This is a genomic window from Pseudomonas sp. NGC7 (assembly GCF_047159675.1).
Classification (GTDB): Bacteria; Pseudomonadota; Gammaproteobacteria; order Pseudomonadales; family Pseudomonadaceae; genus Aquipseudomonas; species Aquipseudomonas kermanshahensis.
Window position 1 is genome coordinate 4,298,650 of record NZ_BAAFZY010000001.1, and the last position, 14,197, is coordinate 4,312,846.

Below are 14,197 nucleotides of genomic sequence, written 5' to 3' on the forward strand. Positions count from 1 at the left end.
TTTCAGTTCCGCCGGCCTGCACGCCGGCTACGGTAAGTGTCGAGCACCACGGCGATGACGATGACCGCCCCGGTGATGATGCGTTTTGTGGGTTCCGATGCGCCGATCTGCGCCAGACCTGCGGCCAGCACCGAAATGATCAACACGCCAAAGAAAGTACTGATGACCGAACCGCGGCCACCCATCAGGCTGGTGCCGCCGATCACCACGGCGGCAATCACCTGCAGCTCAAGGCCGGACCCGGCATTGGGGTCGGCTGCTTCGAGGCGCGAAATCTGGAACAGCGCAGCCAGGCCGGCGAGCAGCCCCATCAGGGCGAACACCAGCACTTTGTAGGGGCGCGGGTCGATGCCCGCCAGGCGCACGGCCTCTTCGTTGGTGCCGATGCCGATCAGGTAGCGGCCGAACACCGTGCGGGTCAGCACCAGTTGGGCCAGTACGATTACCAGCAAGGCGATGAGGAATGCCGGCGAAATACCGAACGCAATCGGGTTGGAGAACCAGGCGTAGGCATCGCCGATATAGGCGGTGCGCGAGTCGGTGAACTGGTAGGCCAGGCCGCGGGCCATCTCCAGCACACCGAGCGAGACAATAAATGACGGGATGCGCCAGGCCACGGTAACGCCGCCGGTGATGCTACCGGCCAGGGCTGCCACGGCCATGCCGAGCAGCGCCGAGGGCAGCACGCCCCAGCCCCAGCCGAGAATGGCCACGCTGACCGTCGAGGCCGCCAGCGCCAGCACCGAGCCGACCGACAGGTCGATGCCGCCGATGATCAGCACGAAGGTCATGCCGACCGCCAGCACCATCAAGTCGGGAATCTGGTTGGCCAGAGTGCTGAAGGTGGCATAGGACCAGAAGTGGCTACTGAGGAACGAGAACAGCACGATCATCGCCAGCAGCGCGCCGGCCAGGCCCAGGTAAGTGCCCAGGCCGAAGTACGTGCCACTGCGGCGCACGGGGGCGGCGTTTTGGTTGTCGAGGGGGGTGGTTTTCATGCATCCATCCTGGGTGCTGCGTCATGCAGCAGTGCGTCACGTGTCTGATAGCCGGCAAAGGCTGCGGCAAGCAGCTGGTCCTGGCTCCAATGGTCGCGCTCGAAGGTGTCGATCAGGCGGCCGGCCGAGAGCACGGCAATGCGGTCGCAGATCAGCATCAGTTCGCGCAGGTCGCTGGACACCACCACCAAGGCCTTGCCTTGGCGCGCCAGTTCGGCCAGCAAACCGTAGATGTCGAACTTGGCGCCGACGTCGATGCCTCGGGTTGGCTCATCGAACAACAGCACCTGGCAATCACGCTCTAGCCAACGGCCGATCACCACCTTCTGCTGGTTGCCACCGGACAGTTCGCCAACAGCCTGGTGCGGGCCGGCGCTGCGGATGCGCATGGCCTGGATCTGGCGTTCGGCCAGGGCCATTTCAGCCTCGCTGTCGAGCACACCGGCGCGCGATACCGCGCCAAGGTTGCCCAAGGCGATATTGGCGCTGATCGACTGGGTTAACAGCAGGCCTTCGCCTTTGCGGTCTTCAGTGATCAGGGCGATACCGGCTTTGACGGCGGCTTTGGGTGAGTCGATGGTCACTGCCTGTGGCGGCTGGCCCAGGGCGATGCTGCCACTGTCGGCGCGGTCGGCACCGTAGATCAGGCGCAGCAGCTCGGTGCGGCCGGCGCCGATCAGGCCAGAGATACCGAAGATCTCCCCTGCCCTGACCTCGAACGACACCTCACGCACCTTGTCGCCCCGGCTAAGCCGGTCGACCTTCAGCAACGGCGCGCCAATCTCGCGGCGGCCCAGGTCGATGTGTTCGCCCAGCTCACGGCCGACCATCAGGTTGACCAGCTCGGCGCTGCTGTAGCGCTGGATCGGCTCGTCGCACACCAGCTTGCCGTCACGCAGCACGACGATGCGCTGGGCCACGCGCTGCAGTTCTTCGAGGCGATGGGAGATATAAACGATGGCCACGCCGCGCTGGCGCAGGCGTTCGATCTGGGTGAACAGCAGTTCCACTTCACGCGCAGTGAGCATGGCGGTGGGTTCGTCGAAGATCAGCACATGGCAATCGCCGATCAGGTTGCGGGCGATTTCGACCATCTGCTGATGGCCGATGCCCAGCTCGCCGACCGGGGTGTCCGGGTCGATGGCGTCCAGCCCGACCTGGGCCATGGCAGCGGTGGCCAGTTGGCGCAGGCGCTTGTGGCTGATCCAGCCGAAGCGGCTGGGCAGGTTGTCGAGGAACAGGTTTTCGGCCACGGTCAGGGTTGGCAGCAGGTTGAGTTCCTGCATGACCATGCGCACACCGAGGCGCTCGGCCTCGCTGCGGCTACCGGGCGCGTAAGCCTGGCCGCGGTAGGTCATGTGCCCGGTGGTGGGCACCTCAAGGCCACTGATGAGCTTGGACAACGTGCTCTTGCCAGCGCCGTTCTCGCCCGTCAGGGCCAGTACCTCACCAGCGCGCAGGCTCAGGCCGACGTCACCGAGCACCGGCTGGGCGTAGGTCTTGCCCAGCCCGCTGGCGGCGAGCACCACTTCATTGGCCGTTGCAGGCATGGCCCTCTCTCCTGGCGGGTATCAGGGCTGGGTGATGAGCGTGACGGGGGTCTGGATGACATTGTCGGCATCCACGCCCGGCTGCTCACCGTTGATCATCTTCAGCGCCGCCTGGATACCGAACACCGCCTGCTGGCTGGCGGCTTGGTCGAGGGTGGCGAGTACGCGGCCGTCCTTGAGCATGGGTTTGATGGCATTGATGTTGTCGTAACCGACCACTTGCACCTGGCCGGCCTTGCCTGCGGCGCGCACGGCCGACACGGCGCCCAGGGCCATGCTGTCGTTACCGGCCAGCAGGGCCTTGAGCTCGGGGTATTCGTTGAGCATGGAGGCGGCGACGGCGTTGCCTTTGTCAATTTCCCAGTTGCCGGACTGCACCGAAACGATCTTCATCTGCGCGGCCTCCATGGCGTCCTTGAAGCCGGCGGTGCGCTGCTGGGCGTTGGTGGTGGTCGGCACGCCTTCGATGATGCCGACTTGGTCACCGGCCTTGAGCTTCTGCTGCGCCAGGTAGTCGCCCACCAGGCGGGCGCCTTTGCGGTTGTCGGGGCCTACGAAGGGTACTCTGATGCCTTTGCTCTTGAGCAGTTCGGGGTCTAGGCGGTTGTCGATGTTGATCACCACCACGCCTTGGTCCATAGCCTTTTTAACGGCTGAAACCAGGGCTTTGGAGTCCGCTGGCGCAATTACCAGGGCTTTGGCCCCTGCGTTGACCATCTGCTCGACGATGCGGATTTGTTCGCCGGTGTCGGTTTCGTTCTTGATGCCGTTGGCAATCAGGTCGAAATCATTGGCGTGGCTTTTTTGATAATCCTTGGCGCCGTCTTCCATGGTGCGGAAGAATTCATTGGCGAGGGACTTCATCACCAAGGCGACTTTGGGCTTTTCTTCGGCGTGCGCAGCACTGAGCGGCAGGGCCAGGGAAAGTGACGAGACGACAGCGAGGGCCAGCAGACGACCGGGGAACGGCAGTTTCATGGACGATGACTCCGAATTTTGTGTTTTTTATCGGATCGCAAACGTTTGCGTTGACTCACTATGGAAACAGGATCTGGTTTTGTCAAATCCGTTTAGCTGTTAAGGGCGAGTCACGCCTGGCGCAGATTATCCGGAATTTTTCCGAAAAACCGAACAGGTTTTCCTATGCTTGTTCGGAAAACCGAATAAAACACATGCCCTGTAGGAGCGGCCTTGCGTCGCGAAAGGGCTGCGCAGCAGCCCCAAGATTTCAGCAAAACCCATAGATTGCTGGGGCCGCTGCGCAGCCCTTTCGCGACGCAAGGCCGCTCCTACACAAGCCGCATCTTTGCTGGTACGGAATATGCGTTGTTTCTTGTGCGATACAGCAATCGCCTCAATAGGAAGAGAGAGAACAATAACTATGAATGCTGCACTTAAATCCTTCGCCCCCAGCGCACTCGCGTTGCTGCTGATCCTGCCGACCGCCGTTTCGGCCAAAGAAGCCGAAACCCAACAGAAGCTGGCCAATGTGGTCATCCTCGCCACCGGCGGCACCATTGCCGGCGCGGGCGCCAGCGCGGCCAACAGCGCTACCTACCAAGCGGCCAAACTGGGCGTCGACAAGCTCATCGCCGGTGTGCCCGAACTGGCCGACCTGGCCAACGTACGCGGTGAACAGGTGATGCAGATCGCCTCCGAAAGCATCACCAACGAAGACCTCCTGAAACTGGGCAAGCGCGTCGCCGAATTGGCCGACAGCAACGACGTCGACGGCATCGTCATCACCCACGGCACCGACACCCTGGAAGAGACCGCCTTCTTCCTTAACCTGGTGGAAAAAACCGACAAGCCAATCGTGGTGGTCGGCTCGATGCGCCCTGGCACCGCCATGTCGGCAGACGGCATGCTCAACCTGTACAACGCCGTGGCCGTGGCCAGCGACAAGCAGTCGCGTGGCAAGGGCGTGCTGGTGACCATGAACGATGAGATCCAGTCTGGCCGCGATGTCAGCAAGTCGGTCAACATCAAGACCGAAGCGTTCAAGAGCGCCTGGGGCCCAATGGGCATGGTCGTTGAAGGTAAATCCTACTGGTTCCGCCTGCCGGCCAAGCGCCATACGGTCAATTCGGAATTCGACATCAAGCAGATCAGCAGCCTGCCGGCCGTGGACATCGCCTACGGTTATGGCAACGTGACCGACACCGCCTACAAGGCACTGGCGCAGAACGGCGCCAAGGCGATCATCCATGCCGGTACCGGCAATGGCTCGGTGTCGTCGCGGGTAGTACCGGCGCTGCAAGAGCTGCGCAAGAACGGCGTGCAGATCATCCGTTCGTCCCACGTCAACCAAGGCGGTTTCGTACTGCGTAACGCCGAGCAGCCGGACGACAAGAACGATTGGGTCGTGGCCCATGACCTGAACCCACAAAAAGCCCGCATCCTGGCCATGGTCGCAATGACCAAGACCCAGGACAGCAAAGAGCTGCAGCGGATTTTCTGGGAATACTGAGTGCTGTAATGCCAAGGCCGGTGCACGGGTTGCACCGGCCCTCCCCCGCAGCCCGGCCTACGGCTCGATGCGTTTGAGCTCGTTCAACAACCCCATCAGTTGCGCCAACTTGTCTTCGCCGAACTGCGCCTGGATCTTGCGGTAGTTGGCCTCCATGCCCTCGCGCATCGACTCGAAACAGGCCTCGCCGCGTTCGGTGAGGGTCACGAACACGCGCCGCGCGTCCTGCGCGGCCTTCTGCCGGCGCACCAGGCCATCGCGCTCCAAACGGCTCAACACCCCGGTCATGCTCGGTTTGAGGATGCACGCCAGGTGGGCGAGCTGGTAGCTCTCCAACTCACCTTGCTGGCTAAGAATACGAATGACTCGCCACTGTTGCTCGGTCAGGTCGTGTTCGTTCAGCAACGGCCTGAAAAATGCCATTGCGGCTTCCCGGGCCTGCAGCAGGCTCAATGTCAGCGAGGGTTGCGTCTTGGTCATGTGGGCGCCTGTGTTTGGGGTACGACTGGCAAGATTAGGGGCATAGGCAAAAAGGGACAAGGCGCCTGGAAAGTGCAAGCTCTTCCATGGAAAACCCATTCAAGGCCGCCCGCCAGGCTGCGACCATCCGGATCAAACAACAACGACGCGATCCGGGCGGTAAGCCATGGCCCTCTCACAACAACTCCGCTTGCCGCTGGCGGTATTCGCCGGGCGTGAGCTTGGCGTAACGGTTGAAGAATCGGCTGAAATAAGCCGGGTCCTTGAAGCCCAGCTGGTAGCAGATTTCGTTTGCCGTGCTGCCGGAGAACAACAGCAGGCGCTTGGCTTCCTGCATCACGCGTTCAAGCACCAGGCGCTTGGACGGCAAGTCGGCGATGCGCCGGCACACATCGTTCAGCCGCGCCTCGGTCACGCCGATCTGCTGCGCATAGCGCGCCAGGGGCCAGTGCTCAAGGTAATGCGCTTCGATCAGCGCGTTGAAGCGGTGGAAAATTTTCAGGTCTTCGTGCCTGGCCGGGGTGGCCTCGCGCGAGTTGGGGCACAGCCGCAGCAAGCTGATCATGATCAGCCGGGTCAGCGACTGCAGCGCCGCATCGCGCCCCGGATGGGGCGTGGCAACTTCGTCGCTGAGCGCTTCCAGCCAGCGCTCGAGCCTGCGCGCCTCGGCCTTGTACGCAGCCGGCACCTTGGCCAGGGCAACGCAGGCAGGCCGCACCTGCACGCCGGCCGGCAACAGGCTGGCGTCGGCTTCGATCAGCTGCCAGACCAGTTGCTGACGCACCGTCAGCACATGGCCGTCGCTGTCTGGCTCGGTGACGAAGGCATGCGCCACCGTCGGCGGCGTCAGGAAGAACATCGGCCCGGCCTCGATGTACTGCTGATCATCCAGGTACACCCTCACCGTACCGGACTTCACGTAATGCACCTGGAAAAACCGGTCGTGCCGGTGAACGGGCATGTTGCGCCCGAAAAACCCGGCAAGGTTGCCCAGCCGGTCGTAGTGCACCTCGCTGTCGCTGTAGCGCTGGTCGTAGACCTGGCCGATGTTGATGTTCGGAATGGGATGCCGATCACTCATGACTGCTTACCCGCAAAGCGCTTGCCCGTATTTACGATCACCCATGGTGCCCCGGCTGCTTGGCAGATGCCACTGGGTGAAGCCTTGACCTTCGTTAACATATTAACTATAACATTAACACATTAACAATCTCGGCAGGACGACCCTCGCCCTGCACCGCCTGGAGAAAAGCATGAGCCATGCCCTGCATGACGTTGCGACCGGCACCCTGTTCGGCGTTGCGCTGAACTACCAGGGTCTGCTGCAGCAGCACGAAGCGGCGTTTCACGAAGCGCCCTACAAACAACCGCCCGTCAAGCCGGTGCTGTTCGTCAAGACGCCCAACACCCGCAACCACCATGAAGGCAACGTGGTGTTTCCGGCCGGTGTCGAGCGCCTGCAACCGGGCCCTGCCCTGGGCGTGGTGATCGGCAAGGACGCCAGCCGGGTCAGCGCCGAAGACGCGCTGGGCTACGTGGCGGGCTACACCATCGTCAACGAAGTCAGCCTGCCTGAGACCAGCTACTACCGCCCTGCGGTCAAGGCCAAGTGCCGCGATGGCTTCTGCCCGGTCGGCCCCGCCCTGGTACCGGCTGCACAGGTGGCCAACCCCGATGCCCTGGGCCTGCGCCTGCGGGTCAACGGTGAAGTGCGCCAGCAGAACACCACCGCCAACTGCGTGCGCACGGTTGCCCAGCTGATCGCCGAGATCAGCGAATTCATGACCCTGCATGCGGGCGACATCCTGATTACCGGCACCCCCGAGGGGCGCGTCGATGTGCAGCCAGGCGACCGCGTCGATGTCGAGATCGATGGCCTGGGCACGCTCACCAACCACATCGTCGCCGAATGAGGATTGCACCTGTGAAACACGCCCGTATCCAGTTCGACGGCCAGGTCCATAACGTCACCGTCGAAGACGACCACCTGCGCCTGGCCGACGGCCGCCTGGTGCATGAGGACCAGGTGACCTGGCTGCCACCTGCCACCGGCAGCATGTTCGCCCTGGGCCTGAACTACGCCGACCACGCCGCGGAACTCGCCTTCACGCCGCCCACCGAGCCGCTGGCGTTCATCAAGTCGCCGGGCACCTACACCGGCCACAAGCAGGTCACCTGGCGCCCGGACAACGTCGCCTACATGCACTACGAGTGCGAGCTGGTGGCGGTGATCGGCAAGCAGGCACGTAACGTCAAGCGCGAAGACGCCCTGCAGTACCTGGCCGGCTACACCGTGTGCAACGACTACGCCATCCGCGACTACCTGGAAAACTACTACCGCCCCAACCTGCGGGTGAAAAACCGCGACGCCACCACCCCGGTCGGCCCGTGGATCGTCGATGCGGCCGACGTGCCGGACCCGTCCAACCTGAAGCTGCGCACCTGGATCAACGGTGAGCTGAAACAGGAAGGCAGCACCTCGGACATGATTTTCGACATCCCTTACCTGATCGAATATTTCTCCAGCTTCATGACCCTGCAACCGGGCGACATGATCGCAACCGGCACCCCAGAAGGCCTGGCCGACGTAGTGCCAGGCGATGAAGTGGTGGTGGAAGTGGAAGGCGTCGGTCGCCTGGTCAACCGCATCGTCAGCGAAGCTGACTTCTTCAAGAACAACAAGGCATGAGCAGCATGATCAAGCACTGGATCAACGGCCGTGAGGTCGAGAGCAAAGACACCTTCGTCAACTACAACCCAGCCACCGGTGACGCGATTTGCGAAGTCGCTAGCGGCGGTGCCGAAGAGGTCGCGCAGGCGGTTGCGGCGGCCAAGGAAGCCTTCCCGAAATGGGCCAACACCCCAGCCAAGGAACGTGCCCGTCTGATGCGCAAGCTGGGCGAACTGATCGACCAAAACGTGCCGAAACTGGCCGAACTGGAAACCCTCGATACCGGCCTGCCGATCCACCAGACCAAGAACGTGCTGATCCCGCGTGCCTCGCACAACTTCGACTTCTTCGCCGAAGTGTGCACACGCATGGATGGCCACACCTACCCGGTCGACGACCAGATGCTCAACTACACCCTGTACCAGCCGGTGGGTGTATGCGGACTGGTGAGCCCCTGGAACGTGCCGTTCATGACGGCCACCTGGAAGACTGCGCCGTGCCTGGCCCTGGGCAACACCGCCGTCTTGAAAATGAGCGAATTGTCGCCGCTGACTGCCAACGAACTCGGTCGCCTGGCCGTTGAAGCCGGCATCCCCAACGGCGTGCTCAACGTGATCCAAGGCTACGGCGCCACCGCTGGCGATGCACTGGTGCGTCACCCCGATGTGCGTGCAATTTCCTTTACCGGCGGCACCGCCACCGGCAAGAAGATCATGCAGACCGCCGGCCTTAAAAAATACTCGATGGAGCTGGGTGGCAAGTCGCCGGTGGTGATCTTCGAAGACGCCGACCTGGAACGCGCCCTGGATGCAGCGCTGTTCACCATCTTCTCGCTCAATGGCGAGCGCTGCACGGCCGGCAGCCGCATTTTCATTCAGGAAAGCGTTTACCCACAGTTCGTCGCCGAGTTTGCCGCCCGCGCCAAGCGCCTGATCGTGGGTGACCCGACCGACCCGAAAACGCAAGTAGGCTCGATGATCACCCAGCAGCACTATGACAAGGTCACCGGGTACATCCGCATCGGCATCGAAGAAGGCGCACGCCTGGTTGCCGGCGGCCTGGAGCGCCCGGCCAATCTGCCGGCGCACTTGGCCAAGGGGCAGTTCATTCAGCCCACCGTGTTCGCCGACGTGAACAACAGCATGCGCATCGCCCAGGAAGAAATCTTCGGCCCAGTGGTGTGCCTGATCCCGTTCAAGGACGAGGCCGAAGCGCTGCAACTGGCCAACGACACCGAATACGGCCTGGCCTCGTACATCTGGACCCAGGACATCGGCAAGGCGCACCGCCTGGCGCGTGGCATCGAAGCTGGCATGGTCTTCATCAACAGCCAGAACGTGCGCGACCTACGCCAGCCGTTCGGCGGCGTGAAAGGCTCCGGCACCGGGCGTGAAGGTGGGCAATACAGCTTCGAAGTGTTCGCCGAGATCAAGAACGTGTGCATTTCCATGGGCAGCCACCACATCCCGCGCTGGGGTGTATAAACCGTCTCGATCAAGCGGGTAACCCTGTGGGGCGGGCTTGCCCGCTCCCACAGGCATCTACACCCTAACAACATCCTCTTACCGGAGATTTCCATGGGCAAACTCGCTCTCGCTGCCAAGATTACCCATGTACCGTCCATGTACCTGTCCGAGCTGCCTGGCCCGCGTCAGGGCTTTCGGCAAGCCGCCATCGACGGGCACTACGAGATCAGCCGACGCTGCCGAGAGCTTGGGGTCGACACGATTGTCGTGTTCGACACCCACTGGTTGGTCAATGCCAACTACCACGTGCTCTGCGGCCCGCATTTCAAGGGCGTCTACACCAGCAACGAACTGCCACACTTCATCAGCAACATGGAATACGAGTTCCCGGGCAACACTGCACTCGGCCAACTGCTGGCAGCCGAATGCAACCGCTTCAACGTCGAGACCATGGCCCACCACGCCACCACCCTGGGCCCTGAGTACGGCACCCTGGTGCCGATGCGCTACATGAACCAGGACCAGCACTTCAAGGTGGTTTCGGTCTCGGCGCTGTGCACCTCCCACTACCTGGCCGACAGCGCACGCCTCGGCTGGGCCATGCGCAAGGCCGTGGAAGAGCACTACGACGGCACCGTGGCGTTCCTGGCCAGTGGCTCGCTGTCACACCGCTTTGCGCAGAACGGCCAGGCGCCGGATTTCGCCACCAAGGTGTGGAGCCCGTTCCTGGAAACCCTGGACCAACGCGTGGTGAAGATGTGGGAGAACGCTGAATGGGAAGAATTCTGCGGGATGCTCCCCGAATACGCCGCCAAGGGCCACGGTGAAGGGTTCATGCATGACACCGCGATGCTGCTCGGTGCCCTGGGCTGGTCGAAGTACGACGGCAAGGCCGACGTGGTAACGCCCTACTTCGGCTCGTCGGGCACCGGCCAGATCAACGCGATCTTCCCGGTCACCCCGCAGGAGGGTGCTGCCATCCCCGCCGCGCAGGCCGCCAACCCGGCCGCGGTGGTGTCCACCAGCCGCCTGTAGTTCCGCTGCCTGGCCGCTCTGCCGGGCGGCCAGGCGTTTCTGCCAAGAGGATGCCCTTCATGCCACACCTGGTTCTGCTCTACACCCCCGACCTGGAAACAGACGCCGACATCCCGGGCCTGTGCCGTGCCCTGGCCAACACCATGCTCGAACAGCGCGATGCCGCCGGCAAGGCCGTGTTCCCCACCGGCGGCACCCGCGTGTTGGCCTACCCCGCCGCGCACTGCGCAGTGGCGGATGGCAACGGCGACTATGGCTTTTTGTACGCCAACCTGCGGATGGCCAACGGCCGCTCCGCGGAGGTTCACAAAACAGTCGGCGACAGCCTGTTGCACGTGCTCAAGCAGCACCTGGACGCGCTGCTCCAGCAGCGCCCCATCGGCATCACCCTGCAGATCGACGAGAGCAACGCGCAGGTCTACGACGCCAAGCACAGCACCCTGCACCCGCTGTTCAACAAACCGGCCTGAGCCAACGGCCGACACCTTTCACCGTCTCATCACACAACAAGTACAACAAATATGAGCACACTCGAGCACGCCTCGCGCAGCACGGCGCAAGCCACACTCATGGACAGTACACACCGGGCCGTCACCTGGCGGCTGATGCCGTTGCTGCTGGTGTGTTACCTGTTCGCCCACCTGGACCGCATCAACATCGGCTTCGCCAAGATGCAGATGAGCCAGGACCTGCACCTGTCCGACACGGTCTACGGGCTGGGCGCCGGGCTGTTTTTCATCGCCTATGCGTTGTTTGGCGTACCCAGCAACCTGATGCTCGACCGCGTCGGCCCGCGCCGCTGGATCGCCAGCCTGATGGTGGTGTGGGGCACCCTGTCGACCTGCATGCTGCTGATCGAGAGCAGCAGCGCGTTCTACCTGCTGCGGTTTGCCCTGGGCGCAGCGGAAGCCGGGTTTTTCCCAGGCATTCTGGTGTACCTCAACCGCTGGTACCCCGCGGGCCGCCGTGCCCAGGTCACGGCATTGTTCGCCATTGCCGTGCCGCTGGCAGGCGTGGTCGGCGGGCCGCTGTCGGGCAGCATTTTGGCGTTCATGCATGACACTGCGGGCCTGCGTGGCTGGCAGTGGATGTTCCTGATAGAAGGCGCCCCGGTGATCCTGCTCGGCCTGGTGGTGCTGGCAGTCCTGCCCGAGCGTTTCGAACAGGTGGCCTGGCTCGACGCCCAGCAAAAAGCCGCGCTGCGCGCCCAGTTCGGCCAGGAAGAACAGCGCAAGCCGGTCACCTCGTTCGCCGGTATCCTCGCCAGCCCTGCCGTGTGGCTGCTGGTGGCGGTGTACTGCGCAGTCATGCTGGCGGTGAACACGCTGGCGTTCTGGATGCCCAGCCTGATCCACACCGCCGGCATCGGCAGCGACGCCAGTGTCGGCCTGCTCAGCGCGGTGCCGTACTTGGCCGGCTGCGTGTTCATGCTGGCCTGCGGACGCTCGTCCGACCGCCACCGCGAGCGCCGTTGGCACCTGTCCATCCCCCTGCTGATGGCCGCGGCGGGTATCGCGATCGCTGCCCTCGCGCCCAACCAGGCACTGCCCGTATTGGCCGGCCTGGTGCTGGCAGGCATGGGGGCAAGCGCAGCCCTGCCGATGTTCTGGCAACTGCCTACGGCGTTTCTCAATGACCGCACACAGGCTGCCGGCATCGCCCTGATCAGCTCGCTGGGCAGCATTGCCTCGTTCGCCACGCCCTATTTCATCGGCTGGGTCCGCGACACCACGCAAAGCGCCAGCCTCGCGCTGTATGTGCTGGCTGCGTTTATCACCCTCGGTGGCCTGCTGGTGCTGCGTACTCGCGCCGCCATCGTCAACCCTTGAACCTTGAGACTTCAACCATGCTCGATAACGCATTCATCCAACAGGCCGCCGAGCGGCTCGACCAGGCCGAGCGCTCGCGCGAACAGGTGCGCCAGTTCTCACTCGACCAGCCTGCCATCACTATCGAAGATGCCTACGCCATCCAGCGTGCCTGGGTGGCCAAGAAGCTCGCCGCCGGGCGCAAGCTGGTCGGCCACAAGATCGGCCTGACCTCCCGCGCCATGCAGGTTTCGTCGAACATTACCGAGCCTGACTACGGCGCGCTGCTGGACGACATGCTGTTCGATGAAGGCAGCGACATTCCGTTTGAGCGTTTCATCGTGCCGCGCGTCGAGGTCGAGCTGGCTTTCATTCTCGGCAAGCCGCTCAAGGGCCCGAATGTGACGGTGTTCGACGTGTTGGACGCCACCGAGTGGGTCATCCCGGCGCTGGAAATCATCGACGCGCGCATTCAACAGGTCGACCCCCAGACCCAGGCCACGCGCAAAGTGTTCGACACCATCTCCGACAACGCCGCCAACGCCGGCGTGGTCATGGGCGGGCGCGCGGTACGGCCCACCGGGATCGACCTGCGCAAGGTGCCGGCCGTGCTTTACCGCAACGGTGTGATCGAAGAGTCCGGGGTAAGCGCCGCGGTGCTCAACCACCCGGCCAAGGGTGTCGCGTGGCTGGCCAACAAGCTGGCCGCGTACGACGTCACCCTGCAGCCGGGCCAGATCATCCTCGGTGGCTCCTTCACTCGCCCAGTAGCCGCACGGCCTGGCGACACCTTCCACGTCGACTATGACCTGCTCGGCTCGATTGCCTGCCGTTTCGTTTGAGGACTTGCCCATGGACATGCCCGTCAACCGCTTCAAACAACGCCTGCGCAGTGGCGAGCCGCAGATCGGCCTGTGGCTCGGCCTGGCCGATGCATACTGCGCGGAGCTGGCGGCCAATGCCGGCTTCGACTGGTTGCTGATTGACGGCGAGCACGCGCCGAACGACCTGCGCGGCATGCTCGCGCAGTTGCAGGCGGTGGCGCCCTACCCGAGCCAGGCGGTAATTCGCCCGGTCATTGGTGACACAGCGTTGATCAAGCAAGTGCTGGATATCGGCGCGCAGACCCTGCTGGTACCCATGGTGGAAACCGCCGCGCAAGCACGCCAGCTGGTGCAGGCCATGCAGTACCCGCCCATGGGTATACGCGGCGTGGGCAGCGCTCTGGCGCGGGCGTCGCGCTGGAACAGCATCCCGGGTTACCTCGACCAAGCCGACGCGCAGATGTGCTTACTGGTGCAGATCGAGAACAAACAAGGGCTGGCCAACCTGGATGAGATCGTTGCGGTCGAGGGGGTCGATGGCGTGTTCATCGGCCCGGCCGACCTGAGCGCCGCCATGGGCCACCGCGGCAACCCTGGGCACCCTGAGGTGCAGGCAGCCATCGAGGACGCGATCGTGCGCATCGGCAAGGCAGGCAAAGCGGCGGGTATTCTCAGTGCGGACGAGACGCTGGCGCGGCGCTACATCGCCTTGGGCGCGGCGTTTGTGGCGGTGGGGGTGGATACCACGGTGCTGATGCGTGGGCTGCAGGATCTGGCGGGGAAGTTCAAAGGTACGTCGGCGTCGGTGAGTGACGGGGGCGGGGTTTACTGAAAAGCAATGGGCTGCTTTGCAGCCCTTTCGCGAGCGAGCTCGCTCCTACAGGGACCGCGTGAT

Annotated in this window: 14 protein-coding genes; 9 read left to right on the top strand and 5 right to left on the bottom strand. The window is 63.4% G+C overall.

Annotation, left to right across the window (positions count from 1 at the left end; genetic code table 11):
- Positions 1 to 2: 2 nt before the first annotated feature.
- The 3 genes from ACMCNM_RS19190 to ACMCNM_RS19200 are packed head-to-tail and all read right to left on the bottom strand — an operon-like array spanning position 3 to position 3,526.
- A complete protein-coding gene (locus ACMCNM_RS19190) occupies positions 3 to 998 on the bottom strand; it encodes an ABC transporter permease (protein WP_186679988.1) in 996 nt (331 codons plus the stop codon).
- Positions 995 to 2,548, bottom strand: coding sequence for a sugar ABC transporter ATP-binding protein (locus tag ACMCNM_RS19195; protein WP_099454637.1), 1,554 nt, complete (start codon positions 2,546 to 2,548; stop codon positions 995 to 997). Before ACMCNM_RS19195 ends, ACMCNM_RS19190 begins: the two co-directional genes overlap by 4 nt.
- A gap of 21 nt (positions 2,549 to 2,569) precedes the next feature.
- A complete protein-coding gene (locus tag ACMCNM_RS19200; protein ID WP_412765185.1) occupies positions 2,570 to 3,526 on the bottom strand; it encodes a sugar ABC transporter substrate-binding protein in 957 nt (318 codons plus the stop codon).
- Between the two features lie 403 nt (positions 3,527 to 3,929).
- Between ACMCNM_RS19200 and ACMCNM_RS19205 the strand changes: the two genes are divergently transcribed.
- On the top strand, positions 3,930 to 5,018 hold the full coding sequence (locus ACMCNM_RS19205) for an asparaginase (protein ID WP_027596135.1): 1,089 nt from the start codon (positions 3,930 to 3,932) through the stop codon (positions 5,016 to 5,018).
- Between the two features lie 57 nt (positions 5,019 to 5,075).
- Here ACMCNM_RS19205 and hpaR read toward each other — a convergent pair whose 3' ends face one another.
- Complete coding sequence (gene hpaR, locus ACMCNM_RS19210) at positions 5,076 to 5,498, bottom strand: homoprotocatechuate degradation operon regulator HpaR (protein WP_265967860.1); 423 nt, start codon at positions 5,496 to 5,498, stop codon at positions 5,076 to 5,078.
- A 175-nt stretch (positions 5,499 to 5,673) separates the two neighbouring features.
- A complete protein-coding gene (gene hpaA, locus ACMCNM_RS19215) occupies positions 5,674 to 6,579 on the bottom strand; it encodes a 4-hydroxyphenylacetate catabolism regulatory protein HpaA (RefSeq protein WP_027596133.1) in 906 nt (301 codons plus the stop codon).
- Between the two features lie 172 nt (positions 6,580 to 6,751).
- Here hpaA and ACMCNM_RS19220 point away from each other — a divergent pair, with 172 nt between their 5' ends.
- The 8 genes from ACMCNM_RS19220 (at position 6,752) to hpaI (ending at position 14,134) form a co-directional block, all read left to right on the top strand.
- Positions 6,752 to 7,411, top strand: coding sequence for a fumarylacetoacetate hydrolase family protein (locus ACMCNM_RS19220; protein ID WP_099454640.1), 660 nt, complete (start codon positions 6,752 to 6,754; stop codon positions 7,409 to 7,411).
- Between the two features lie 11 nt (positions 7,412 to 7,422).
- Positions 7,423 to 8,187 (top strand): fumarylacetoacetate hydrolase family protein, encoded by a 765-nt coding sequence (locus tag ACMCNM_RS19225; protein WP_027596131.1) that lies wholly within the window; start codon positions 7,423 to 7,425, stop codon positions 8,185 to 8,187.
- 5 nt (positions 8,188 to 8,192) lie between these two features.
- Positions 8,193 to 9,653, top strand: coding sequence for a 5-carboxymethyl-2-hydroxymuconate semialdehyde dehydrogenase (hpaE, locus tag ACMCNM_RS19230; protein WP_027596130.1), 1,461 nt, complete (start codon positions 8,193 to 8,195; stop codon positions 9,651 to 9,653).
- 93 nt (positions 9,654 to 9,746) lie between these two features.
- Positions 9,747 to 10,670, top strand: coding sequence for a 3,4-dihydroxyphenylacetate 2,3-dioxygenase (gene hpaD / locus ACMCNM_RS19235; protein ID WP_412765186.1), 924 nt, complete (start codon positions 9,747 to 9,749; stop codon positions 10,668 to 10,670).
- Between the two features lie 59 nt (positions 10,671 to 10,729).
- Positions 10,730 to 11,140: a 5-carboxymethyl-2-hydroxymuconate isomerase gene (locus ACMCNM_RS19240; RefSeq protein WP_186680005.1), complete on the top strand. Its 411-nt coding sequence runs from the start codon at positions 10,730 to 10,732 to the stop codon at positions 11,138 to 11,140.
- A 51-nt stretch (positions 11,141 to 11,191) separates the two neighbouring features.
- A complete protein-coding gene (locus ACMCNM_RS19245; protein ID WP_412765187.1) occupies positions 11,192 to 12,499 on the top strand; it encodes an MFS transporter in 1,308 nt (435 codons plus the stop codon).
- 17 nt (positions 12,500 to 12,516) lie between these two features.
- Positions 12,517 to 13,320: a 2-oxo-hept-4-ene-1,7-dioate hydratase gene (gene hpaH, locus ACMCNM_RS19250; RefSeq protein ID WP_412765188.1), complete on the top strand. Its 804-nt coding sequence runs from the start codon at positions 12,517 to 12,519 to the stop codon at positions 13,318 to 13,320.
- 10 nt (positions 13,321 to 13,330) lie between these two features.
- Positions 13,331 to 14,134, top strand: coding sequence for a 4-hydroxy-2-oxoheptanedioate aldolase (gene hpaI / locus ACMCNM_RS19255; protein ID WP_412765189.1), 804 nt, complete (start codon positions 13,331 to 13,333; stop codon positions 14,132 to 14,134).
- Positions 14,135 to 14,197: the final 63 nt, after the last annotated feature.